Consider the following 25,029-nt stretch of genomic DNA (forward strand, 5'->3'; position numbering starts at 1 on the left):
GCCAAAGGCCGTCAGGCGACCTGCGCCATCGAGGCATCGAGGATTCCCGGCCGACCGAGCAGATAGCCCTGCGCCTCGTCGCACCCTTCGGCCCGCAGCAGATCCAGTTGCGCCAGCGTTTCGACCCCTTCGGCCAGCACCGGCACCTCCAGACTACGGCCAAGGGCAAGGATCGCGCGGATGATCGCCTTGCACTGCGCGTCCGTCTCCACCTCGCGGACGAAGCTGCGATCCAGCTTGATCTTGTCGAAGGGGAAGGACCGCAGCGTATCGAGCGAGGAATAGCCCGTCCCGAAATCGTCGATCGCGATCGACACGCCAAGCGCCTTGATCTGCGTCAGCATCTGCAAGGCCCGCGCCTTGTCGGAGATGATCGTCGTTTCGGTCACCTCCAACTCCAACCGACTAGGATCGAGGCCCGTCTCCTCGAGGATGTCACGCAGTTGCGCCACGAAGCGCGAGTTCACCAGCTGCACCGGCGACAGGTTCACCGCGATGCGATGTCCGTTGCACCACCGCGCCGCCTGTGCACAGGCGCGGCGCAGCACCCATTCGCCGATGCCGATGATGGCGCCGCATTCCTCGGCCACCGGAATGAAATCGGCCGGAGAGATGGGGCCGCGTTCGGGATGGGTCCAGCGCAGCAGCACCTCGTAGCCGGTCGTCTGCCCGGTGCTGACCGATTTCTGGATCTGGTGATGCAGGTACATCTCATCCCGCTCCACCGCGTGCCACAGATCGCGGGCCATGTTGCGCCGGTCGCGCGAGGCTTCGTCCATCTGGGATTCGTAGAAGCACACCTTCTCCGACAGGCTGGCCTTGGCGCGGTACATCGCCATATCGGCATTGTTGATCAGCTTGTCGAAATCCATGCCGTCGAAGGGCGCAACGGCGATGCCGATGCTGGCCCCGACCGAAAGCTCGTGCTGCTCGATCGTCAGGCTTTGGCAGATCGCCTCCATCAGACGGTCGGTGAAAGCCGTCAGATCCGCCATGTCGGTGAACTGCTTGTAGGCCGCGAATTCGTCGCCGCCGAACCGGGCGACGAACTCCCCCTCCCCCAGAAGGGCGTTCATGCGGTTCGCCACGGTCATCAGCACCTCATCGCCGATGGCATGGCCCATGTGATCGTTGATCTCCTTGAAACGGTCGAGGTCGATGCCGACTACGGCTAGGCGCGCGCTCGTATCCTCCTCCAGCGCGTCGAGCGTCCATTCGATATGCTCGGCAAAGCTGGTGCGGTTCGGTAGGCCGGTCAGCGCGTCATGCCGGGCCATGTGGATGATCTGCCGGGCGGTGCGCGTCCGTTCGGACACATCCTCGAACGTGCTGACCCAACCGCCCGCCGGCACGGGGCGGTGCACGATCTGCACGCTGCGCCCATCATGCAGTTCGGCCAGAAGCTCGGCGTTCTGACGCTTGCGCCAATGGCGCGGCGCCTCCCCATCGACGGAGGCGACGCTTTGCATCAGCGCCCCTTCCAGCACGGGAAGATCCAGCTGCGCCGCCGGGGACAGGCCGAACATCTCGCACAGGCGGGCATTGTGCAGGACCAGCGTTCCATCGGCATCGAACAGGACGATCCCTTGGCTCATATTCTCCAGCGCCAGGTGCAGATCGCGGCGGATGCGGGCGATCAGTTCGGCATCCGCGCGGCGGGCCTTCTCGATCCGGACTTGGCTGCGCAGATCGCGCAGGGCGATCGCCTGCGCCACCCCCACCTCCAACGCGACGAGGCGCATCGTGGCCTCGACCGGGATCATCTCACCGCCGCGGCTGCGGCATGCGACATGCTGCGGGTCCTGAAGGTTTCCCGCCAGCTTCTGGATGTCATCCGCCGTCATCGCGGTGGTCAGTTCCATCCCCGCCTCCATCCCGGTCAGCGCGCGGAAGGCGGCGTTCGTGTTGATGATCCGCCCCTCCAGCACGATCAGAAGGCCCTCTTGGGTGACATCGGCCAGCTCGCGCAGGCGGCGCTCCTCCACCTCGGCGCGGCGGCGGTCGCGTTCGTCGAGGAACAGCACGAGGATCGGGATCAGCAAGATGATCAGCGCCGCGATCCCGATGGCAAGGCCCAGTTCCGCCGGTGACAGCGTTCCCGCCACCCCCACCGAAAAGCAGGCCGACATGTCCATCGCCCGTATCCCGGTGAAATGCAGCGCGACGATCGACAGCGCCATGACCGCCCCGCCCCCAGCAAGGGCCACCGACCCGTCGCGACTGGCGGCGATGCGGAAGGCCAGCGCGCTGAGCGCCATACCCGCCAGAACGGAGGCAAGGACGAGCGCCTCGTCCCAGCCGATCAGCCCGCCATGCAGCATGGCCGTCACGCCGGTGTAATGCATCGTCGCCGTGACGCAGCCGAGGAACGCCCCCGACAGCAGCGGGCGGCATTTGGCGTAATGCACCGCGATCGACGTGCCGGCGCAGGCGATCACCAGCGACAGCAGCGTCTGCCCCGGATCATAGCGCACGGCAAAGCCCGGCATGAAGGACAGCATGGCGATGAAATGCGTCGCCCAGACGCCGAGGCCCACGCTGATGCCCGCCAGCAGCGTCCATTTGCGCCGCGCCCTGCCCCCCGCACGGGCCGAGCGGCGGATGAGCGACACCCCCACCAACGAGGATAGGACGCAGACGATCACCGCGATCGCCACAGTCCGAAGATCATGCTGCGGAACAAGATACCAAGAAGCGAATGACATGATAAACCCACCTTGCGTCCGGGCGAAGGTGCCCACAAAAGGTGAACGGCATCTTTAGGCATCGCCCGGTCAGCCCGCCGATGTCCTTACAAGTTTAGGAGCTTTGCATGATCGTCATCTATGGGATCAAGACCTGCGACACCTGCCGCAAGGCCGTGAAGGCGCTGGACGGGGCAGAGCTGCGCGACATCCGCGTCGATCCGCTTTCGCCGCAGGAACGCGCGGAGTTCATCGGGACATTCGGCGCCGCGCTGATCAATCGCAGTTCGGCCACATGGCGCGCCTTGTCCGAAGAGGACCGCGCCCTGCCCGAGGCGGAGCTACTGGAACGGCACCCCACGGTGATGAAGCGGCCCGTGATCCGCAGCGGCGATGCGCTGCATCTCGGCTGGTCGAAAGATGTGCAGGCGGCGCTGCTGCCCTAACCGCCGGCAAAGCGGCGCAGGCAGGCGGGGTAGAGCCGATGCTCCTCCGCCAGCACGCGCGCGGCGAGGGTGTCCGCCGTGTCGCCCGGAAGGACCGGCACCCGCGCCTGCCCAAGGATCGGGCCGTCATCCAGCACCGCCGTCACCTCGTGCACGGTGCAGCCGGCCTCGGCATCGCCGGCCTCCAGCGCGCGCTGATGGGTGTGAAGGCCCGGATATTTCGGCAAGAGCGAGGGATGGATGTTCAGCATCCGCCCCTCGAACCGCTGCACGAAGGCCGGGGTCAGCACGCGCATGAACCCGGCAAGGCACAGGATGTCCGGTTCGGCCCGCAGGATCGGCTCCAGCAGGGCCGCCTCGAAGGCCGCGCGATCGCCGCGGAAGGGCCGGTGATCGACGGCGGCCGTGGCGATCCCCATCTCCGCCGCCTTCTCCAGCCCGCTGGCTTGCGGGTCGTTGGAGGCGACGAGCACCGGGCGCGCCGGGTGATCCCCCGTCATGCTGCGCGCAAGCGCCAGCATGTTGGACCCGCCGCCCGAGATGAGGATCGCGACGCGTTTCACAGAAGGCGGCCCTCATAGGCGACGCCGCTGCCCGCCTCGATCCGGCCAAGGCGCGTCACGCTCTCCCCCTCGGCGGTCAGCAGCGCCTCCAGCGCGTCGGCGCGCTCGGCGCTGACGGATAGGATCATGCCGATGCCGCAGTTGAACGTCTTTAGCAGCTCCGCCTCGGCCATGCCCGCCGTTTCGGCCAGCCAGCGGAACACGGGCGGCAGCGTCCATGCACCAAGGTCGATCCGTGCGCCAAGGCCCTCGGGCAGGACGCGCGGCAGGTTCTCGGTCAGGCCGCCGCCGGTGATATGGGCCAGCGCATGCACGCCGCCCGCCCGGATCGCCGCCAGCGAGGGTTTGACATAGAGGCGTGTCGGCACCAGCAGCGCCTGCCCCAGCGTTCCCTCTGCAAAGGGGGCCGGTGCGTCCCACGCAAGGCCCGAGAGTTCCACCACCTTGCGCACGAAGGAATAGCCGTTGGAATGCACCCCGTCCGACGAAAGGCCCAAAAGCACATCGCCCTCGACCACGCCGTCCGGCAGGGCCGTCCCACGCTCCATCGCGCCGACGGCAAAGCCCGCAAGGTCGAAATCGCCCTTGTGATACATGCCCGGCATTTCCGCCGTCTCACCGCCCACGAGCGCACAACCCGACGCTTCGCAGCCCGAGGCGATGCCCTCGACGATCCGCGTCGCCTGATCGACATCCAGCTTGCCCGTGGCGAAGTAGTCGAGGAAGAACAGCGGCTCCGCCCCTTGGCAGACCAGATCGTTGACGCACATCGCCACGAGGTCGATCCCGATCGTATCCACCACGCCGGTATCGATGGCGATGCGCAGCTTGGTGCCCACGCCGTCCGTCGCCGCCACGAGGATGGGATCGGAATAGCCCGCCGCCTTCAGATCGAACAGCGCGCCGAAGCCGCCAAGGCCGGACACCGTGCCACTGCGGGCGGTGCGCTTGGCGGCCGGCTTGATCCGCTCCACCAAGGAATTGCCCGCGTCGATATCCACGCCGGCATCGGCATAGGTCAGTCCAGTCTTGCTTGTCATGGCAGGCCCCGATCAATCCTGTTTCGCCCGCATTAGACGATCGTCGCCCCGCGCGCAACGCGGCTTGACCCCGTCACGGCTTGGCCTTACCCAGTTCGGGCCGGGCCTGTAGCTCAATGGTTAGAGCAGGGCGCTCATAACGCCTTGGTTGGGGGTTCGAGTCCCTCCGGGCCTACCATACCCCCCGCATTCCATCCGACCGCGCGGAGCAGCCCGTCCGATCATCGCCGCAGGGTTCCTGCACCTTGGCCGCCCTTCGGTCCGACGATGGCCTCGAAGCCTTGCACGGACCCCTGCCGCGGGGAACGCAGCGTCAGATCGAACCCGGCATTGCCCGCGACCGCCGCGACGATCGCCAAACCAAGGCCCGATCCTGCATTCCGCGCGCCCGCACGCTCGAACCGGCGGGTCAGATGGGCCAGCGCACCGGGGGGCACGACCGGCCCGTCATTCGCCACCACGAGCGTTCCATCCGCCTGCAACCGAATTTCGGCGTTGCGGCCGTGATGGACCGCATTCTCGATCAGGTTGCGGGCGAGGATCGCGAAGGCGTCGGGATCGATGCGCAGAACGACCGGCGCGGCGGGAATCTCCGGCGACATTCCGAAATCGCGGGCAACGAGTTGCAGGATCGGGGCGACATCCACCGGCCCCGAGACGAAGCCCGCATGTTCCGCGCGCGCCAGTTGCAGCAGCTTTTCGGCAAGGCGTGTCACGCGCTTTAGCTCCCCCTCGGCCTTGTCCGCCCGGTCGCGCAGGGGGCCGTCCGCGGCGTCGCGCAAAAGCTGCACATGCGCCAGCGTCGCCGCGATCGGGGTCCGCAACTCATGCGCGGCATTGGCCGAAAACGCCCTCTCGGCCGCCAGCGCCTCCGACAGATCGGCCATCAGGCGGTTCATCTCGTCCCGCACGGGCAAAAGCTCCGCCGGAAGGGCGGGCGTCGTCAGCGCCTGCAGATCGCCGGGACTGCGGCCCGCGACCTCGGTCGACAGATCGGCGACGGGGCGCAGACGGCGGTTCGTGAACCACACGATCCCCCACAGGCACAGCGGCAGAAGCGCCAAGGCTGGTAGGATCAGCGCGGTCATCACCTCCCGCAACGCCTCGCGCCGTTCCTGCAGGGGGCTTGCGATGTCCAGCACCCTGCCCCCCGAACGGCGGACGAAATGACGCTGATCCCGGGCGGTGCTGAACCCCTCGGGCGGGTCGGGCGCGAAATCCGCCGGGTCCGCATCGTCCGAAAAGCGCATACCCTCGGCATCGTGCAGGGCCCATGTCAGCAGCACCTCCGCCCGCGGCGGAAGGTCTGCGATGTCCTCTGCGCCCATGAACGGCAAGAGCCGGTCGGCGGTTTCCTCCATCAGGCTGTCATAGACCTCGCCCAACTCCTCGCGCAGGATCAGCGTCGCCCCGAGCATGGCCAGAATCCACAGCACCGTCAGCCCGGCCCCGAGCCCGATCGCCAGATCGCGCCGCAGGCTGCGCGCGCTCATCGCGCGACCCGATAGCCAAGACCGCGCAGCGTCTCCACGCTGCCCCGGCCCAGCTTCTTGCGCAACCGGCTGACATAGACCTCGATGGTGTTGCTCTCGACCTCGGCATCGAAGGAATAGAGCCGATCTTCGAGCCGCGACTTCGACACGGTGGCCCCCTTGGCCTGCACCAAGGTCTCGAGGATGATCCATTCGCGCTGCGACAGATCGATGGCGCCCTGCGGGCCGCGCACCCGGCGGCCCGCAAGGTCCACCTCCACGCCCGCGACATGCTGCACAGGGTTCGGGTCGCGGGCGTAGCGCCGCGCCACGGCCCCGATCCGCGCCGCGAGTTCCGACAGGTCGAACGGCTTGATCAGGTAATCGTCGGCCCCGGCGTTCAGCCCGTCGATCCGGTCGGTGATGCGATCCATCGCGGTCAGCACGATGACCGGCACCGTGTTCTTCGCCCGCCGCAGGTCCTGCAGCAGATCGAGACCGCGGCCATCGGGCAGCATCATGTCCAAGAGCACCAGATCGTAATCCACCACGCGCAGGAAATCGCGTGCGCTCGCAAGGTCGCCGGCCCAGTCCGGCAGATGACCGTCGCCCGCGATGCGGTCGCGCACGGCCGATCCAAGCCCCGCATCATCCTCGATCAGCAATATCCGCATCCATGCCTCCGCCGGACCAGCATAATCCCGATGGCGGCGAAGGCCAGCGTTCAGCTTCGTGTCAGCTTCGCACGGCAGGAGGGGCGTATGATGTATCGCAAACTTCTCCTCTTTGCCGCTCTGTGCTTGGGCCTGCCGGGCGGGTATCTGGCCCAGCTTCAACTCCGTGGAAACTTCCATCCGGTGCTCGAGGGTGTGGCCTATCGCTCGGCCCAGCCATCGGGCGACGATCTGGATCGCTGGATCACCGAGACCGGCATCCGCAGCGTGATCAACCTGCGCGGCGAGCATACCGGCACCGACTGGTACGACGCCGAGATCGCGGCCTCGGCGCGGCTGAACCTCGTGCATTACGATTTCGGCATGTCGGCGGGCAAGGCCCTGTCCCAAGACCGCGCGCAGCAGCTTCTGGCGCTGCTGCGCGCGGCGCCCAAGCCGGTGCTGATCCACTGCAAATCCGGCGCCGATCGGACCGGCCTTGCTTCGGCGCTGTTGCTGGCCGCGCTGTCGCAGGACGAGGAGATGGCCGAGGCGCAGATCTCGTTCCGCTACGGCCACATCTCGATCCCCCATACCGCCGCTTGGCCCATGGATCAGAGCTGGGAAGCTCTGGAACCGTGGCTGGGCTTTTCATCCTGAGGATACCATGACCATATCGCTGGCCCAGCCGTTCAATCAGAAGATACGCATCGCCGGATTGCGCGTGGCCGTTGCCGCCTTGCTGCCGGTTCTGCTCCTCGCCACCCCTGCCCTTGGCGGCCTGCCCGCCGCCCTGCTGCATGGCGCGGGCATTTTGTGCATCGTCGCGGCGGTGCTGGGCCGGTTCTGGGCGATCCTCTATATCGGCGGGCACAAGAACCAGCGCCTGATGCAGGACGGACCTTATTCGCTCTGCCGCCACCCGCTGTATCTATCCTCGACCCTCGGGGCGGCGGGGTTCGGGCTGATGCAGCAAAGCCTGACGCTGACGCTGCTGGCGGGGGGCGTGATCTTTGCGATCCTGACCGCCACCGCCGCCCGGGAAGAGCGCGATCTGCGCCGCATCTTCGGCAGCGCCTACGATGCCTATGCCCAGCGCGTGCCGCGCATCCTGCCCGACCTTTCGGGGTTCGCGACCCCGCGGCATGTCACCTTCGACAGCGGAACCCTGCGGCGCAACATGCGCGATGCGCTGGTGTTCCTGTCGCTGATCCCGCTGGCCGAGGGGCTGAACTGGCTGCACGCGGCCCGGTTGCTGCACGGGATCGTCCTGCCGTGAAGGGGGGCGGCGTTCGGCCCGGATGTCGATCCGGCCGCAGGGGGATTTTGCCCCATTCGCCGCTCAAGCCGATGATTTCGAACGCAACCGGATGCCTTCGGGCCTAAAAAACCGCATGGGGGGTGCACGCGCGCCCTCAACGCTGTTGGACCGGGATCACCCGTGCTACACCTCGCGGTATCCGCAAGGCAGACGGGAGATGGACTTTGAATTTGTTCGGTGTAACGCGCTTTAATCTCGTCACCCAGCGGACCTTGGGATCGTTCCGCGCCACCAAGGGCAAGACACTCGAAGAAGCCAAGGCATTGGTCTTCCGCCCGGAGTCCCTGCAAAAGCGTCTGGAAATGTTCAAAGCGTTCTGCCTGTCCACCTACCGCGAGCTCTCGGCGAACCGCGACAACCTTCATGGCTTGATCCTCATCAGCGAGGACCTTCCGCAGCCGTTCCGCGATCAGCTGGAAGAGGCCTGCGCCGATGTTCCCCATGTCCTCATCGTGCCCGTCGCCGACGATCAGGGATCGAACGATGTCGTGCCCCCCATCGTGCACCGCATCGCCGGGACGGGGCGCGTCTACACCTTCCGCTACGACGACGACGACGCCCTGCCCCGCGATTACGCCGACAAGGTGGAAAAGATCGCAGCGTCCATCGCGCCGGGCACCGTGATCTCGTTCAACAACGGCTTTTCCATCAGCCGTGTCGGCGAGGATGCCTATGGCTTCCGCATCCGTCGATATCCCCTGAACGCGTTCGGGCTTGGGATCCTTTCGGATATGGCGGATCTGAAGACCGTGTTCCAGCTTGGTCCGCACACCAAGATCACGCTTCCGGTCCATCACGACACGACCTCGATCGGATATGCCTGCACCGTGCATGCCGACAATGACAGCCGCGTCGGAGAGATGAAGTCGGAGATCGTCTCAGGCGATCACGTCATCGCGCAGATGCAGGATCTCTTCCCCCACATCACGGCCGAGGGTCTGAAGGTCCTGACCTTCCGCCGCCCCTCCGATTTCGAGCCCGCGTAGCCCCCACCGCACACTCCAAAAGGTGAAGCCCCCCGGCAATTGGGCGCAGGGGGATGCCACCATCCGGCGTCCGGGGGCTTCGAAAGCGAGGATGGCCGCTTTCCGCCGATTGCCGCAGGATAAGCCCGGGGATGATTTTACCAGGGTGCGGCTTCACCATGCCTCCATACGACCAGACACAGGATCCGTGGACCACCACCGAGGCAGGGACCGGCGGTTCCACCGATGAGGCGGATGCGGGCGATCTGTCCCTTCAGCCAGTCAGCAGCCCGTCATCGGACATGCCGACGCCCCTGATCCTTTCGCCCGGTGCGCCGGTCGTGGTGGCCGATACCGGCGCGGATGCGGGGGGCGGCGCGGCCGGCACCTCGGGCAGCGGGGCGATCGACTGGCGGGCGGCGGCCGATCTGATGGCCTGCGGCTCCTGCACCGGGCGGTTCTGCACCGTCTGCTCCATCCGCACGGGCGCCGATCCGGGAACGGACGGCAAACCCTCGGGCTATTCGGCGAAGGTGCTCGATCTCTATTCCCCCGGCAGCACCGCCGCGACGGACAGCACGGCCAAGACCTCCCTCGAGGCCGAAGCCGTGAACGCCATCGTGCTGGAGAACCAGAAGCAGGGCTCTCCGGAAAGCGAATGGTTGATCGGCACGGGCGACAGTTCGATCGAAGGGTATGCGGCGCAATTCTCGCTCAATCACGGCGAGACGGTGGATTTCAAGATCCGCACCGATTCCACCGATTACCGCATCGATATCTACCGCATCGGCTATTACGGCGGCGACGGCGCGCGGCTGGTGCAGACGATCGACCGCAAGCTGGGCACGGCGCAGGGCCAGCCCGATCCGCTGTTCGATCCGGAGACGAAGCTGGTCGATGCCGGCAACTGGGACGTCTCCGCCTCGTGGGACATTCCGGCGGATGCGGTCTCCGGAGTCTATTACGCCGTGATGACCCGCAACGACGGATCGGGCGGGCGCAACATGATCCCCTTCGTCGTGCGCGACGACGAGGCCAAGAGCGACATCACCTTCCAGACCTCGGACACGACATGGCAGGCCTATAACTGGTGGGGCGGCTACAACTTCTACGGCGGGATCGACGCCGAGGGGCGCGAGGGCCGCGCGAGCAAGCTCAGCTACAACCGCCCCATCATCACGCGGGACGGCGGCTATGCGGCCGGGCCGCAGGATTTCATCTTCGGCGTCGAATATCCGACGATCCGCTGGCTGGAGCAGAACGGCTACGACGTCAACTACATCTCCGGGATCGACACGGACCGCGACGCCTCGGCGCTTTTGGACAGCAAGGTGTTCCTGTCGGTCGGCCATGACGAATACTGGTCCGCCGCCCAGCGCGCCAATGTGGAGGCGGCGCGGGATGCGGGGGTGAACCTCGCCTTCCTGTCCGGCAACGAGGTGTATTGGGAAACCCGGTGGGAAACGAGCATCGACGGTTCGGGCACGCCCTACCGCACGCTCGTGTCCTACAAGGAACGCTGGGACAACGACGATACGGATGTGGGCAACACCACCTCGACATGGCGCGATCCGCAATACGGCTCGGGCCTGCCGGAGAACGCGCTGACGGGGACGATGTTCACGGTGGACACCTACCGTCTGGACACGATCGAGGTGCCCTACGATCTGTCGAACTTCCGGTTCTGGACCAACACCGCCGTGGCCGACATCGCGCCGGGCGAGGTCTATGAGCTGACGAAGAACCTCTTGGGATACGAATGGGATTCGGATGTCGATAACGGCTTCCGCCCGGCGGGTCTGATCCAGCTGTCGAACACGACGGTGGATGTCCAATCGCTGCTCTTGGATTACGGCAACACGACCGGCGAAGGTACCGCCACCCATGCCCTCACGCTCTATCGGGCGGCCAGCGGCGCGCTCGTCTTCGGGGCGGGGTCGGTCTATTGGAGCTGGGGCCTCGACGATCACCACGACAACGAGGCGACGCCGACCGATCCGAACGTGCAGCAGGCGATGGTCAACCTGTTCGCCGATATGGGGGTGCAACCGTCCACGCTGATGGCCAGCCTGATGGCGGCCACCCAGACCGGCGACCGTGTCGCCCCCGTCAGCCGCGTGACCCTGCCCGAAGGACCGTTCCGCGCGGGTCAGTCCATCACCCTGACCGGCACCGCCACCGATACCGGCGGCGGCAGCGTGGCCGTGGTCGAGGTTTCGACCGATGGCGGGCAGCGTTGGCACCGCGCCACGGGCTACACGAACTGGAGCTATACATGGACGCCGCTGGCGGGCGGCACCTTCGACATCCTGACCCGCGCCGTCGATGACAGCGTGAACCTCGAAACGCCCGGCGCGCCCACCTCCATCACGATCGAGGCCGCGCCGACGGTCAGCGTCTTCCAGCCCTCCGCCCAGCCCGACGACACCTCCAGCGCCGATACGGGTCAGGTGAACCTCGGGATGAGCTTCACCTCCTCCGAAGCCGGGTCGATCGTGGGGATGCGCTACTACAAGGGTCTGGGCGATGGCGGCACGCATGTCGGCTCGGTCTGGGCGGCGGACGGCACGCTCTTGAAAAGCGCGACCTTCAGCGCCGACGGCACCGAGGGCTGGCAGACGGTCAGCTTCGACAGCCCGCTTCAGGTGGCCGCGGGCGTGACCTATGTGGCGAGCTATACGAGCCACGGCCATTACGCCAGCACCGAGAACTTCTTCACGGGGCCGGTCACGAATGGCGCGCTGACGGCGCAGTCGGGGTACTATGTCTACAACGCCTCCACCGCCTTCCCGATCTATCAGGCGAACACCAACTACTGGGTGGATGTGATCTTCAGCCCGACCAACACCGAAAATCAGGTGCCGGTCGGGGTGAACGACAACGGCTATCTCGCGACGCGCAACACGCCCATCACCTTCACCGCCGCAAGCCTTCTGGCCAATGACAGCGATGCCAACGGTGACATCCTGTCGATCACCGGCACCGGATCGGCGGTGGGCGGCACGGTCAGCTACAATGCCGCAAGCCAGATCGTGACCTTCACGCCCACCGCCGGATATACCGGCGCTGCGCATTTCGGATATGCCATCAGCGACGGGCGCGGCGGCATCGGGTCGGCCTTCGTCAACATGCAGGTGGTCGCTCCCTATGAAAGCCTGTTCGGCGGCACCGGCGGCCCGGCCGTCACGGATTCGGGCGACAGCGCGGCGGTGACGCTGGGCACGGCGTTCACCGCATCGGGTTCGGGCACGATCTCCGGGCTGCGCTTCTTCAAGGGGGCGCAGGATCTGGGGACGCATACCGGCACGCTGTGGCGCAGCGACGGCACGATCCTCGCCTCCGGGACGTTCACCAACGAATCCGCGAGCGGGTGGCAGACGCTGGTGTTCAGCAGCCCGATCTCCATCGCGGCGGGGCAAAGCTATGTCGCGGGCTATGCCAGCAACGGGCATTACACCACCACCTCGGGCTTCTTCGACACGGCATGGACCAGCGGCGGGCTGACCGCGACGGCGGGGGTCTATTCCTATGGCAATGGAACGAGCGTTCCGACCTCCAGCTATGCGGGCAGCAACTACTGGGTGGACGTGCTCTACAACCCCGCCGCGCCCGGTCAGAACCTTTCCCCGGTGGCGGCGGATGACAGCGGCTACAGCACGCAGACCGGCACCCCGCTGGTGATCGCCGGCGCGCAGCTTCTGGCCAATGACAGCGATCCCGAAGGCCAACCCCTGACCATCACCGGCGTCGGCGGCGCGGCGAACGGCACCGTGGCGCTGAATGCGGCGACGGGGGCGATCACCTTCACGCCGCAGGCCGGATATACCGGCGCGGCGGGCTTTACCTATACCATCAGCGACGGTGCGGGCGGCACGGCCAGCGCCGCCGTCAACCTGTCGGTGACCGAGCCGCCCACCTATGACACCCTGTTCGCGACCAGTGCCGTTCCGGGCACGGTGCAGGTGAACGATCCGGCCTCGGTCGAGCTTGGGATGGCTTTCACCGCCGCCCGCGACGGCGAGGTGTCGGGCATCCGCTTCTACAAGGGTGCGCAGAACACCGGCCCGCATACCGGAACGCTCTGGACGGCGGATGGCGCGGTCCTTGGCACCGTCAGCTTCACCAACGAAAGCGCGAGCGGCTGGCAGATGGCGAACCTCGCCACCCCGCTGACGGTGACGGCGGGCACGAGCTATGTCGTCTCCTATCACACTAGCGGCAATTATTCGTCGGATGCGGGGTATTTCAACGCGCCCGTCACGAATGGCGCGCTGACCGGTACCAGCGGCGTCTATGGCTACGGCGCGGCGGGAACCTTCCCGAACCAATCCTACAACAACTCCAACTACTGGGTTGATGTCGCCTATACGCCCAGCGCGGCGGCGAACCAAGCGCCGGTGGCGACCCCCGACAACGGCCTTGTCGCGGCCGCAGGAACGCCGCTGCAGATCGCCGTGGCCGATCTTCTGGCCAACGACACCGATGTCGATGGCGACACGCTGTCGATCACGGCGGTCGGCGGGGCGCGCAAGGGCAGCGTCCGTCTGGATGCGGATGCGGGGATCGTGACCTTCACCCCCACGACGGGCGCGACGGGTGCGGCGGGGTTCAGCTACACCCTGTCGGACGGGCGCGGCGGGACGGCCACGGGCGATGTGGCGCTGGCCATCCGCTCGGGCGATGCGGCCGAAAGCCTGTTCGCTGCGAACGCTGCCCCCACGGTGGTGGATTCCGGCGATGCCTCTCCCGTGGAACTGGGGATGCGCTTCACCGCCGCCTCGGCCGGAGAGGTGCTGGGCGTGAAATTCTACAAGGGCGCGCAGAACACCGGCACGCATAGCGGCAGCCTGTGGACGGCGACCGGTACGCGCCTTGCCACCGTGTCCTTCACCAACGAAACGGCGAGCGGCTGGCAGACCGCGAACTTCGACGCCCCCGTCACGGTGGATGCCGATACGAACTACGTCGTCTCGTACCATACCGACGGGCGCTATGCGGTCGATGCCAACTACTTCGCGCAGACGGTCGCGCGCGGCAGCCTGACGGCCAGCGGGGGCGGCAACGGCGTCTATGCCTATGGCAGCGACAGCGCCTTCCCGACGGGTTCCTACAACAACTCCAACTACTGGGTGGACGTGGTGTTCAGCTCCTCGCTGGTCGCGTGATGCCCCGCATGTGCAAAGGACAGAAGATGCATGACGAACTCTATGCCGATGGGATCGGCGAAATCACCGTCAGCGGCCAGATCGTGCGGATCGACCTCGTCAGCCTGTCGCCGTCCGAGCGGGACGCGAACGGCCAGCCGAAGCCCGTCTTTCGCCAGCGCGTGGTGATGTCGGTCGAAAGCTTCGCCAACAGCGTGGAGTTGATGCAGAAGGCCCTGAACGGCCTGACCGAGGCCGGGGCCGTTCGCCGGATGCAGCCGCCCACCGAAGTCCCGCCGGCCCCGCGCCGGACCGGATCGCCGAACTTCAGCTAAGGCAGGGGCAGCATGGCCGACGAACCGCAATCCTGCCGCACTGCACTGTGGTGTCTGTCGGCCCTGCTGCGCCATCACGGGCTGGACATCAGCGCCGACCGCCTGCGCACCGATTACGCCGTGAGCGGGGACACCCTGCGCGCGCCCCAACTGATGCGCATGGCGCGGGAAAACGGCCTGAAGGCGCGGATTTCCAAGGTCGGACGCCGGGGGCTGACGCGGCTCGGTCAGGCCTATCCCGCGCTCGCGCGGCTGCAGAACGGCAACTGGGTCGCCGTCCTCGGCGCCAGCCGCAGCGAAACCGGCGAGGAGCGGCTGGAGCTCTTGGACCCGCTGGCCGAGGGCGGCCCGCTCAATGTCTCGGTCGAACAGTTCTGCGCCCGCTGGAACGGCGAATTGCTGCTGGCCAAGCGCAGCTATGCGCTGACCGATCCCGAACAGCCCTTCTCGCTGCGCTGGTTCATGCCCGAGATCCTGCGCCAGCGCCGCCTGCTGCTGGATGTGGCGGTGGCGGTGGTCGTGCTCTACGGCCTCGGCCTCGCCAGCCCGATCTTCTTCCAACTGGTGATCGACAAGGTGCTGGTCCATGAGAGCTATTCGACGCTCTACATGCTCTCCATCGGGATCGTGGGGGCGCTGATCTTCGATGCGGCCTTCGTCTTCCTGCGCCGCTATCTGCTGATCCATGCCACGAACCGGATCGACATCCGCGTGGCGACGCGCACCTTCCGTCACCTGATGGACCTGCCGATCACCTTCTTCGAAGGGGGCACGGCGGGCACGCTCGTCAAGCATATGCAGCAGGCCAGCCGCATCCGGGAATTCCTGACGGGGCGGCTGTTCCTGACGCTGCTGGATGCGATGTCGCTGTTCGTCTTCGTGCCGGTGCTGTTCTTCTACAGCGCGAAGCTCGCGGCGCTGGTGCTGCTGTTCAGCGCGGCCGTGGCGCTGATCGTGGCGCTGATGGTCGGCCCGTTCCGCCGCCGCCTCAACGCCCTTTACGATGCCGAAGGGCGCCGGCAGAGCCTGCTGGTGGAAACGATCCACGGCATGCGCACGGTCAAATCGCTGGCGATGGAGCCGCTTCAGCGCAAGGTCTGGGACGAACGGTCCGCCCGCACCGTCACCACCCGCTTCGAGGTGGAGAAGATTTCCACCGCCGCGCAGGCGGTGACGGGCTTCATGGAAAAGCTGATGGGCGTTGCGATCGTCGGCTTCGGCGCATTGGCAGTGTTTTCCGGCGATATGACGATCGGGGCGCTGGTGGCGTTCAACATGCTGGCGGGGCGCGTGTCGGGGCCGCTGACCCAGATCGTGACCATGGTGCACGAATATCAGGAGGTGACGCTGTCGGTCCGCATGCTGGGCGAGGTGATGAACCAGCCCGTGGAACGTCAGGACCGCAGCGCCGGTCTGCGCCCGCCCATCGCCGGCCCGATCGAGTTCGAGGACGTGACCTTCGCCTACCGCCCCGATCTGCCGCTGGCGCTGGACAAGGTCTCCTTCACCGTGGGCGCGGGCAGCATTCTGGGGCTGGTCGGTCGGTCGGGTTCGGGCAAGACGACGGTGACGCGGATGATCCAAGGGCTCTATCCGCCGCAGCGGGGCATCGTGCGCATCGGCGGCCATGACCTGCGCGAGATCGACCTCAATCACCTGCGCCAGAATGTCGGCGTGGTGTTGCAGGACAACTTCCTCTTCCGCGGTACCGTGCGCGAGAACATCGCCGCGGCCCGCCCCTCGGCCCCGTTCGACGACATCGTCGCCGCCGCGCGCCTTGCCGGCGCGGAGGAGTTCATCCAGCAGCTTCCCCGCGGTTTCGACACCATGATCGAGGAGAACGGCGCGAACCTCTCGGGCGGCCAGAAGCAGCGCCTGTCCATCGCCCGCGCCCTCGTGACCGATCCGCGCATCCTGATCTTCGACGAAGCGACGAGCGCGCTCGACCCCGAAAGCGAGGCCATCGTGCGCGACAGCATCCGCGACATCGCGCGGGGCCGGACCGTCATCATCGTGTCCCACCGCCTGTCCACGCTGGCCGATGCCAATGCGATCATGGTCGTGGAAAAGGGCCAACTGGCCGATATGGGCACGCATGATCAGCTTCTGAGCCGCTGCACGACCTATCGGCAGCTGTGGAACCAGCAGATGAGGATGGCCGGATGACCCGCCCCCGCGCACGCCTGAAGCTGGCCGCGAAGGACGGCAAGACCCAGATCCCACAGGACGATCCCGCCGCGCCCGCCCGCATGCCCGACATCCTCGCCTTCCAGCCCGACGCGGTGGAACTGGAGGAGCAGTCCCCCCCTGCCCTTGCCCGCATGACGCTCTATGGGGTGGTGGCGCTGCTGGCGCTGGCGGTGTTGTGGTCGATCTTCGCCCGCCTCGACGAGGTGGTGGTGGCCAAGGGCAAGCTGGTGACGGCGACGCCCGCGCTGGTGGTGCAACCGCTGGAAACCTCGGTCATCCGCGAGATCGCGGTGAAGCCCGGCGATCACGTCACCGCCGGTCAGGTTCTGGCCCGGCTGGACCCGACCTTCGTATCGGCCGATGGCGGTCAACTGGCCGCCCGCCTGCGCGCGATGGAGGCCGAGATCGCCCGGCTCGAGGCCGAACTCGGCGGCCAAAGCTACGCCCCCGGCCCGGACGCCTCGGAGGAGGAGACGCTGCAAGCCGCCCTGCACCAACGCCGCCAGGCCTATTTCGACGCCACGTTGCAGGATTACGACAGCCGCGTCGCCGAGGCCGAGGCCACCGTCACCGCCACCCGCGGCGAGGAGACGCTGCTGCAAAAGCGGCTGGATGGGCTGCATCAGATCGACGACATGCGCCTGCAACTGATCGACACGGGCGGCGGTTCGCGCCTTCTGTATCTTCAACAGCGCGATCTGAGCCTCGAGGCCGAATCCGGGCTGGAGCGCCTGCGCAACGAGCGGCTGGAGGCGATCCAGCGTCTGGCGCAGGCCCGCGCCGGGGCGACCGCCTTCGTGGAGGATTTCCACAAGACCGCGACCGAACGGCTCGTCACCCTGCGCGAGCAGCGCAGCGAGACGTTGGAGGAAATGCGCAAGGCCGCCCTGCGCGAAGAGATGTCGGTCCTGCGCTCCCCCGCCGATGGGGTGGTGCTGGAGGTGGCGGCCCGCTCCGTCGGATCGGTCGCGCAGGGGGCGGAGGCGCTCTTCACGCTGGTGCCGCAGGGCGTTCCGCTGGAGGCGGAGGTGGCCGTGGATGGGCAGGATATCGGCCGTCTGGCCGTGGGGGACGATGTGCGCATCAAGTTCGATGCCTTCCCCTTCCAGAAGTTCGGCACCGCCGAGGGCGCCGTCCGCATGATCAGTCAGGACGCCTTCGCCCATGACGAAAACACCGCCAATAACGGCGCGCCGGCCTTCTACCGGGTGCGGATCGCGGTGGAGGAGAGCGAGCTGCGCCATGTCCTGCCCGGCAGCAGCATGATCCCCGGCATGGGCGTTCAGGCCGAGATCAAGAGCGGGACGCGGCGGATGATCTCCTACTTCCTCTATCCGCTGCTGCGCGGCTTCGACGAAAGCTTCCGCGAACCCTAAGGCGTACGGCCCGGCCATGCGCCGGGCCGCATCCCTTGGATCAGCCGATCCGGCCGCCGCCCTGACGGGTGATCGCGACCACCGCCGGGCGGACCGGCATCGCCTCGTCGAAATCGGGCCAGCGGGTCGAGAGATCCTCGTAATAGGACGGGCGGCCATGCCCTTCCCAGTCGTCCCCACCATCGGCCGGATGCTGCACCGCGACGAACATCGTCGTCAGATCGGCCGTCGGACAGGGGCCGCACATCTCCGCGCCGACCGGCACGCGGTAGAACAGCCGCGAGGTGCCGCGCGCATCGCCATCCGTATCCACCGCCCAAAGGCCGTCCGTCCGCCCCGTCCCGGCCATGGAGTTGCCGTCCGTGGACACCCAGAGCCGCCCTTCGGCATCGATCGCGGCGTTGTCGGGCATGCCGAACCAGCCGTTCTTCGTCGTCTCGGTGGAGAAGGTCGCCCCCACCTCGGCCACCGAGGGATCGCCGCATTGCACGAGGATTTCCCACGTCCCGGTCGCGGCGGTGAAATCGCCGTCCGTTTCGAGGATCTCGATGATATGGCCGAAGGCGTTGTCCGCGCGCGGGTTGGCGGCATCAACCTCTTCGCGGCGGGTGTTGTTGGTCAGCATGACATAGGCGCGGCCCGTCTGCGGGTTCGGCTGAATGTCCTCGGGGCGGTCCATCGGGGTGGCGCCCACGAGGTCGGCCGCGCGGCGGGTCTCGATCAGGATGTCGGCTTGGCTGTCGAAGCCGTTCTCGGCGGTCAGCGGGCCTTCGCCATGCACCAGCGGCAGCCACACCATAGAGCCGTCTTCGTCGAAGCGGGCCACATGCAGCGTGCCGTCATCGAGCAGGTCCATGTTCGCCGCGCGGTCCTCGGGGTCGAAGGCGGCGGCGGTCACGAATTTATAGACGTAATCGAACCGCTCATCGTCGCCGAGATAGAAGACGACGCGCCCATCCTTCGCCACGACGCTTTCTGCGCCCTCATGCTTGAAACGGCCGAGGGCCGTGCGCTTCTTCGGCACGGAGGTCGGGTCCATCACGTCCACCTCGACCACCCAGCCGAAGCGGTTCGGCTCGTTCGGCTCGGCGGCCAGATCGAAACGGTCGTGATAGCGGCCCCATTGGTAATCGCCGCCCGGAATGCCCATCCGCTCGTAGTTGGCGGCTTCGGGGTGATCGGCCGGAAGCTCTCCGGTGAAATAGCCGTGGATGTTCTCCTCGGCCATGATGTAGGTGCCCCACGGGGTCACGCCGCCCGCGCAGTTGTTGATCGTGCCGAAGACGCGCGTGCCGGTCCCATCGGCCGAGGTCTTCAGCCGGTCATGGCCTGCGGCGGGGCCGCTCATCTGCATCTCCGTCTTGGCGGTGATGCGGCGGTTCAGCGCGCCGTCCAGCACCGGGCGCCACTTGCCGCCCTCCTTGCGGATCTCGACGATGGTGCCGCCATGGGCGGCCATCTCCACATCCACCCGTTCGCGCGTGGCGTCGGCCACGGCGATCTCGCCATCCTCGATGGTGACGATGCCGGGGAACATCAGATGCTCGTTCGTGTATTCGTGGTTCACGACCAGCAGACCGCGATCGGCGGCGCCATCCAGCGGGATGAAGCCCACGAAGTCGTTGTTGTAGCCGAACTGCCGTTCCTGCGCGGCCTCGGTCTGGGCCGCGGGATCGAATTCGGGCGCGTCGGGGAACAGACGATCGCCCCAGCGCAGCAGCACATCGGCGTCATAGCCTTCGGCCACGTGGTGATCGGCATCGACGCCCGCCTCAACCTCCGGGAAGTTGAAGGCCGACATGCCCTGCGCGCGGGCCTTGTCGGCGGCAAGGATCGCCATGGGCGAGACGGTCGCCGCGATCGCCGCCGACGCCATGGACCCCTTGAGGAACCCACGACGGGAGAAGCGGGCGGCGATGATGTCGCCCATGGTGCGGTTCGCGGTCGGGTTCAGGCCCGGCCCATCGGCTTCCTCCAATTTGGAGGTGCGGAAGATCTCGGCCTGGCTCTTGGAATTCTGGGTCATGTCGGCATCCTGGCTTATATGCGGGGTCGCGCCCGGCATACGCCCACAGGATGACATTCGCGTTACATCGGGGCCGCCCCCTCGCCGCCGCGCGGCCCGGCCCCATCTTGCTCATGCCCAACATTCCGGAACATCCGACATGCCCAGATCGAAACTCTTCGAACCCATCACCCTCGGCGGACTGACGCTGGACAACCGGATCGTCATCGCGCCGATGTGCCAGTACTCGGCCGAGGATGGCCATATGACCGATTGGCACCTGATGCATCTGGGCCATCTGTCCCATTCGGGCGCGGGCATCCTGACCATCGAGGCGACCGCCGTCCTGCCCGAGGGGCGGATCACCTATGGCGATGTCGGCCTGTGGGACGATGCCACCGAAGAGGCGATGCGCCGCGTGCTGGACGGCGTGCGCCGTTATTCGGCGATGCCGATCGCGGTGCAACTGGCCCATGCGGGGCGCAAAGCCTCGTGCGAGACGCCGTGGAATGGCGGCGCGCAGATCGCGCCGGACAAGGCGAATGGCTGGCAGACGGTGGCCCCCTCCGCCCTGCCCTTCGGCGCGCAGGATGTCCCGCCCAACGAGTTGGACCGCGCCGGGATGGACCGCATCCGCGACGCCTTCGCCGAGGCCGCGCGCCGTGCCGCCCGCCTTGGGATCGACGCGGTTCAACTGCATGCCGCACATGGCTATCTGCTGCACGCCTTCCTGTCGCCCCTGTCGAACCAGCGGACCGATGCCTATGGCGGCAGCGTGGAAAACCGGATGCGCTTCCCCTTGGAGGTGTTCGACGCCGTCCGTGCCGCCTTCCCGGCCGAGCGCCCGGTGACAGTGCGCGTCTCTGCCACCGATTGGGTGGATGGCGGCCTCGACATCGACGGGACGATCGCCTTCGCGCAGGCGCTGGAGGCGCGGGGCTGCGCGGCGATCCACGTCTCCAGCGGTGGGCTGGATGCGGGGCAGCAGATCCCGGTCGGGCCGAACTATCAGGTGCCGCTGGCCCGCGCGGTGCGGGGGGCGGTCGCCATTCCCGTCGTCGCCGTCGGCCTCATCACCGAACCCCAGCAGGCCGAGGCGATCGTCGCCACGGGCGATGCCGACATGATCGCCCTTGCCCGGACGATCACCTACGATTCGCGCTGGCCGTGGCATGCTGCCGCCGCGCTTCAGGCCGAGGTGACGGTGCCACCGCAATATCTGCGCAGCCAGCCGTCGAACCTGAAGGACTTGTTCCGCAAGCCCTGATCCATGCAAAACGGGGCGCCGATGGGCGCCCCGCGTTCCGTTCCGGCCTAGGCCGTTTACGTCTTTGCCACCCGCGCCGAAATCTTCAGGAGCGCGCCGATGACGAAGACGATCCCCCCCGTCAGACCGAAGCCCAGCACCGCCGCCATGCGGCCATCCGCCTGCGGGATCAGCGGCAGAAGCAGGATCGTCGCGCCATAGATCAGCGCCAGCGTGCCCAGCTTGTTGCGCTGTTCGATATCCGTCTCGCTCGCACCGGGGGCCGAGGTCACGGGACGGTGCAGATCGTCGAAGAAGCTCTCGACCTCCTCGTGACGCTTGAAGCCGGTATCCTTGTAGAACAGCCGCGTCACGAAGAAGAAGCCCGTCGTCACCGTTAGATGCAGGATCATGGAGATGGTGAATACGAGATCGCTGCTTTCGCGGCCGGTGAAATCCACCCCTGTCAGCGCGCCCACGGCATCCGGCGTCAGCACGTATTTCGCCAGCAGCGACACCAGAAGGCCGACCACCACCGTCGCCCACGGCGCCCAATCCGGCACCTTGCGGATGAAGATCGCAAGGAACAGCGGGATCAGCACCGGCATCTGGATCAGGCTGCCCATCTGCAGCATGATGTCGAACAGGCTGATATCCTGCAGCGACGAGATGAAGAGGCTGACGAGGATGATCACGATCCCGAAGAGGAAGGTGATGACCTTGCCGACCATGATCAGTTCCCGGTCGTCCACGACGCCCTTCTTGATCACCGGCTTGTAGAAGTTGAGCGAGATAATCCCCGCGCTGCGGTTCAGCCCGGTATCCATTGAGGACATCGTGGCCGAGAACATCGCCGCGATCATGATGCCCACCATGCCGACCGGCATCGCCACATCGACGAAGGCCAGATAGGCCGCATCGCTCGCCTTGTCGCCCAGCGTCGGATACATCGCCGCAAGGTCGATCCCCATCACGGCCGTCGCCATCGGCGGCAGGAACCAGATGAACACGCCCGCCAGCATCAAAAGCGAGGCCAGCATCGCGGCCTTCTTGGCGTTGACGCTGTCCTTGGCCACGAGGTAGCGCGAGGCGTCATACAGGTTGTTCGTGCTGAAGATCTGCTTGCTGATCGACATGGCGCACCAAACGACGAACAGGCCGACATAGTTCACGTCGTTGGTGAACAGCTCGTTCGGGAAATCGTGCACCACGGTGCCGATGCCCGTCTGGAACGCGACGAAGGCCGTCGCCGTGACGGACACCGCCATGATGACCAGCATCTGCACATAGTCGCTGGCGACCACCGCCCATGCGCCCCCGGTCAGCGAGACGAACATCACCACGAAGCCCGTGATCACGATCGTCCATTCGATGCTGATGCCGAACACCGCCGAGGTGAAGATCGCAAGGCCGTTCAGCCAGATCCCGGCCTGAATGACGCCCAGCGGCACCTGCGCCCACGTGAAGAACTGCTCGTTCACCGGGCCGTAACGGCGCCGGATCGCGTCCACCGGGGTGATGCAGCGCGTCTGGCGGAACATCTCGGCCACCAGAAGGTAGGACACGAAATAGCCGACCGCGTTGCCGATGAAGATGATCGCGACCGACAGACCGTCGGAATAGGCCTTGCCCGCCGCGCCCGTGAACGTCCACGCGCTGAATTGCACCATGAAGGCGCTGGCGCCGGTCATCCACCACAGCATCTTCCCGCCACCGCGGAAATACTCGCTTGGCGTCTTGGTCTTTCCACTGAACAGGAAGCCGATCGCGATGATGAAGACGAGGTAGAGGACGACAAGGGCAAGGTCGACCCTCCTCTCGAAAAGAGACGGGAAAATTACATCTTGCACGCGAGCCCTCCCTAAGCCGCAGTCGCTGTCGCTGATCACCGTCGAAACCGGCGCCGCTATGTGAAGATCATCCGGCCGGGATCGCCATGGCGGCGATGGGGGGCCGGGATCTGGTGATGATATCTGAACCGAAGGCTCGACGTGACGCGGAACGTCCTCTGCGGTCGCGGCCCGGCTGATGCCGGAATGCGACCCGTCCTGCGCGCAAGATCCCTAAGGCGATGTGTCCTTTATCGAAAACCTCGCGTCGTCGGTCGAAACCCTCTGGGTACCGCCGAGGAGTAGCGGCGGCCTGCCATATTGTCAATATTTGTAAGATATAGGATGACAGAACTGGGATAGGCCGTGATCGCCCAGCGTCAGGGCATGAAAAAAGGGGCAGTGTCCTGCCCCTTTTTCGCGCGATGTCAGATAGGTGGATTACCGGTCGCGGCGGTCGTCTTCCACTTCCACTTCGGTGTGGCGAACGGTGTCCGACACTTCCTCGCGATGCGTGTCCGACGTCTTGCGCAGGCCGATCTCTTCGACGACGCGGGCCTCCTTGGAGACGACCACATCCTCGCGATGCTCTTCGGCTTCGAGCGTGCGGTCTTGGAACGCCTCGGTGGCGGTGGCGGCGCGGTCCACGGGACGACGCTCCAGCTCCACATGCTCTTCACGCAGTTCGACCGTCTCGCTCACCGGCTCTTCGACCGTATAGGCGCGAACCCGGACATGACCGCGATTGGTGTCGCGCTTGCCGACGCGCAGACGCTCCTCCATCACCTCGATCGTGTCGTCATGGGCCACCGGCTCGCGCGCCGGGGTTGCGGCCATGCCGGTCGCCGCGCCCGAATACGGGCTGGAGGAGTAGCCGCCCCACCCTTCCGAACGCCAGCTTTCCTCGCGCTCGTCGAGATTCACCGTGCCGTCATCCTCGAGGATGTCGAGCGCGCTGTCGTATTCGGCGCCGCTGAGGCCGCTGACCGTCACGAGGAAACCGCCGCGCGACAGGCCTTCGGCATAGGAATAACGGTCTTCTTCGGGGAACAGATAGTCGCCCAGCTTGTCCCAGAAGCCCTTGTTGCGATCGGGATCGGTGGTGGCGGTGCCGGTGGTTTCGGCGCCTTCGACCAGATCGATCTGGGACGCGGCGATGCCTTGCATCCGCAGGCGCTCGGTGGCCCGCTCCGCATCCGCACGGCTGTCGAACAGCGCCGAGATGGTGGTCGAGCCCATGGTGCCGATATCGGTGTTATAGGTCATGTCAGGTCTCCTTGGATTGGGTTCGGGACGAGGATGTCGCATCCTCCTCCGACGGCAGACGCTCGATCGAGGCGGTCTGCTTGCGTGTGGTGATGGGGATTTCGGCAGTCTCGTGACGCTCGGTGCGACGGATATGGATCTCCTCCCGCACATAGAGTTGCCGCTGGACGATCAGACGTTCCTCCACCACCGGGATGATGGTCACATCCCCCTCGGTGATGATCTGCGGAGCTTCGTCCACCGGGCGATCCACCGGGACACGGACCACGTCCACATCGACCTCCGAAAGATCGACGGGGACCGGGGTCTCCACCTCTTCGGTGCGGGTGGAGACGCGCACGCGGCCGGTGATCCGCCGCTCCGTCGAAACGGATGCATGTTCTTGCAAAAGTGGCAGTATGTCCTTGCGGTCGTCCGACATCTCATCATCCTTGGTGAGTGTGGAGAGAACACGCGGGACTGCAGGACGTTCCACGACCGTCGACGAACCGACT

The 25,029-nt window shown here is 66.4% G+C and carries 18 protein-coding genes and 1 tRNA gene; 10 read left to right on the forward strand and 9 right to left on the reverse strand.

Going from position 1 to position 25,029, the window contains the following annotated elements; genetic code table 11:
• Positions 1 to 11: 11 nt before the first annotated feature.
• Positions 12 to 2,705 (reverse strand): bifunctional diguanylate cyclase/phosphodiesterase, encoded by a 2,694-nt coding sequence (locus GR316_RS04970; protein ID WP_211784926.1) that lies wholly within the window; start codon positions 2,703 to 2,705, stop codon positions 12 to 14.
• Positions 2,706 to 2,812: 107 nt separating this feature from the next.
• Between GR316_RS04970 and GR316_RS04975 the strand changes: the two genes are divergently transcribed.
• The gene (locus tag GR316_RS04975; RefSeq protein WP_313796908.1) at positions 2,813 to 3,130 is read left to right on the forward strand and encodes an arsenate reductase family protein; all 318 of its coding nucleotides are present in this window, start codon (positions 2,813 to 2,815) and stop codon (positions 3,128 to 3,130) included.
• Here GR316_RS04975 and purN read toward each other — a convergent pair.
• Both purN and purM read right to left on the reverse strand, forming a co-directional pair.
• On the reverse strand, positions 3,127 to 3,693 hold the full coding sequence (purN, locus tag GR316_RS04980; RefSeq protein ID WP_211784927.1) for a phosphoribosylglycinamide formyltransferase: 567 nt from the start codon (positions 3,691 to 3,693) through the stop codon (positions 3,127 to 3,129). The genes GR316_RS04975 and purN overlap by 4 nt on opposite strands.
• Positions 3,690 to 4,733 carry a phosphoribosylformylglycinamidine cyclo-ligase gene (gene purM, locus GR316_RS04985; protein ID WP_211784928.1) on the reverse strand — a complete coding sequence of 348 codons (1,044 nt, stop codon included), beginning with the start codon at positions 4,731 to 4,733 and terminating at the stop codon, positions 3,690 to 3,692. Before purM ends, purN begins: the two co-directional genes overlap by 4 nt.
• Positions 4,734 to 4,835: 102 nt before the next feature.
• On the opposite strand from purM, the gene GR316_RS04990 reads away from it, so the two are divergent.
• Positions 4,836 to 4,911, forward strand: a tRNA-Ile gene (locus tag GR316_RS04990).
• A gap of 43 nt (positions 4,912 to 4,954) precedes the next feature.
• Here the strand turns inward: GR316_RS04990 and GR316_RS04995 are convergent.
• Positions 4,955 to 6,226 carry a sensor histidine kinase gene (locus tag GR316_RS04995; protein ID WP_211784929.1) on the reverse strand — a complete coding sequence of 424 codons (1,272 nt, stop codon included), beginning with the start codon at positions 6,224 to 6,226 and terminating at the stop codon, positions 4,955 to 4,957.
• A complete protein-coding gene (locus GR316_RS05000; RefSeq protein WP_211784930.1) occupies positions 6,223 to 6,879 on the reverse strand; it encodes a response regulator transcription factor in 657 nt (218 codons plus the stop codon). Before GR316_RS05000 ends, GR316_RS04995 begins: the two co-directional genes overlap by 4 nt.
• Positions 6,880 to 6,966: 87 nt before the next feature.
• On the opposite strand from GR316_RS05000, the gene GR316_RS05005 reads away from it, so the two are divergent.
• The 7 genes from GR316_RS05005 to GR316_RS05035 all read left to right on the forward strand — a co-directional run bounded on the left by GR316_RS05005 (position 6,967) and on the right by GR316_RS05035 (position 18,189).
• On the forward strand, positions 6,967 to 7,518 hold the full coding sequence (locus tag GR316_RS05005) for a tyrosine-protein phosphatase (RefSeq protein WP_249218819.1): 552 nt from the start codon (positions 6,967 to 6,969) through the stop codon (positions 7,516 to 7,518).
• 7 nt (positions 7,519 to 7,525) lie between these two features.
• A complete protein-coding gene (locus GR316_RS05010) occupies positions 7,526 to 8,137 on the forward strand; it encodes a methyltransferase family protein (RefSeq protein WP_211784931.1) in 612 nt (203 codons plus the stop codon).
• Between the two features lie 212 nt (positions 8,138 to 8,349).
• A complete protein-coding gene (locus tag GR316_RS05015) occupies positions 8,350 to 9,165 on the forward strand; it encodes a glycosyltransferase (RefSeq protein WP_211784932.1) in 816 nt (271 codons plus the stop codon).
• A 158-nt stretch (positions 9,166 to 9,323) separates the two neighbouring features.
• The gene (locus GR316_RS05020) at positions 9,324 to 14,309 is read left to right on the forward strand and encodes a DUF4082 domain-containing protein (RefSeq protein WP_211784933.1); all 4,986 of its coding nucleotides are present in this window, start codon (positions 9,324 to 9,326) and stop codon (positions 14,307 to 14,309) included.
• A gap of 26 nt (positions 14,310 to 14,335) precedes the next feature.
• Positions 14,336 to 14,623 carry a hypothetical protein gene (locus GR316_RS05025; protein ID WP_211784934.1) on the forward strand — a complete coding sequence of 96 codons (288 nt, stop codon included), beginning with the start codon at positions 14,336 to 14,338 and terminating at the stop codon, positions 14,621 to 14,623.
• Between the two features lie 12 nt (positions 14,624 to 14,635).
• A complete protein-coding gene (locus GR316_RS05030; RefSeq protein ID WP_211784935.1) occupies positions 14,636 to 16,789 on the forward strand; it encodes a peptidase domain-containing ABC transporter in 2,154 nt (717 codons plus the stop codon).
• Positions 16,786 to 18,189 (forward strand): HlyD family type I secretion periplasmic adaptor subunit, encoded by a 1,404-nt coding sequence (locus GR316_RS05035; protein ID WP_211784936.1) that lies wholly within the window; start codon positions 16,786 to 16,788, stop codon positions 18,187 to 18,189. The genes GR316_RS05030 and GR316_RS05035 overlap by 4 nt, the downstream gene beginning before the upstream one ends.
• Before the next feature lie 40 nt (positions 18,190 to 18,229).
• Here the strand turns inward: GR316_RS05035 and GR316_RS05040 are convergent, their stop codons facing one another.
• The gene (locus tag GR316_RS05040) at positions 18,230 to 20,215 is read right to left on the reverse strand and encodes a PhoX family protein (protein ID WP_211784937.1); all 1,986 of its coding nucleotides are present in this window, start codon (positions 20,213 to 20,215) and stop codon (positions 18,230 to 18,232) included.
• A 139-nt stretch (positions 20,216 to 20,354) separates the two neighbouring features.
• Here GR316_RS05040 and GR316_RS05045 point away from each other — a divergent pair, with 139 nt between their 5' ends.
• Complete coding sequence (locus GR316_RS05045) at positions 20,355 to 21,461, forward strand: NADH:flavin oxidoreductase/NADH oxidase (RefSeq protein WP_211784938.1); 1,107 nt, start codon at positions 20,355 to 20,357, stop codon at positions 21,459 to 21,461.
• A 56-nt stretch (positions 21,462 to 21,517) separates the two neighbouring features.
• Here the strand turns inward: GR316_RS05045 and GR316_RS05050 are convergent, their stop codons facing one another.
• From GR316_RS05050 to GR316_RS05060, 3 genes are all read right to left on the reverse strand, one after another.
• Positions 21,518 to 23,290 (reverse strand): sodium:solute symporter family transporter, encoded by a 1,773-nt coding sequence (locus tag GR316_RS05050; RefSeq protein ID WP_211784939.1) that lies wholly within the window; start codon positions 23,288 to 23,290, stop codon positions 21,518 to 21,520.
• 420 nt (positions 23,291 to 23,710) lie between these two features.
• A complete protein-coding gene (locus GR316_RS05055) occupies positions 23,711 to 24,535 on the reverse strand; it encodes a YsnF/AvaK domain-containing protein (protein ID WP_211784940.1) in 825 nt (274 codons plus the stop codon).
• 1 nt (position 24,536) lies between these two features.
• Positions 24,537 to 24,956: a DUF2382 domain-containing protein gene (locus tag GR316_RS05060; RefSeq protein WP_211784941.1), complete on the reverse strand. Its 420-nt coding sequence runs from the start codon at positions 24,954 to 24,956 to the stop codon at positions 24,537 to 24,539.
• Between the last annotated feature and the right edge of the window lie 73 nt (positions 24,957 to 25,029).

The sequence above is a fragment of the Falsirhodobacter algicola genome, from assembly GCF_018279165.1.
GTDB classification, from domain to species: Bacteria; Pseudomonadota; Alphaproteobacteria; order Rhodobacterales; family Rhodobacteraceae; genus Falsirhodobacter; species Falsirhodobacter algicola.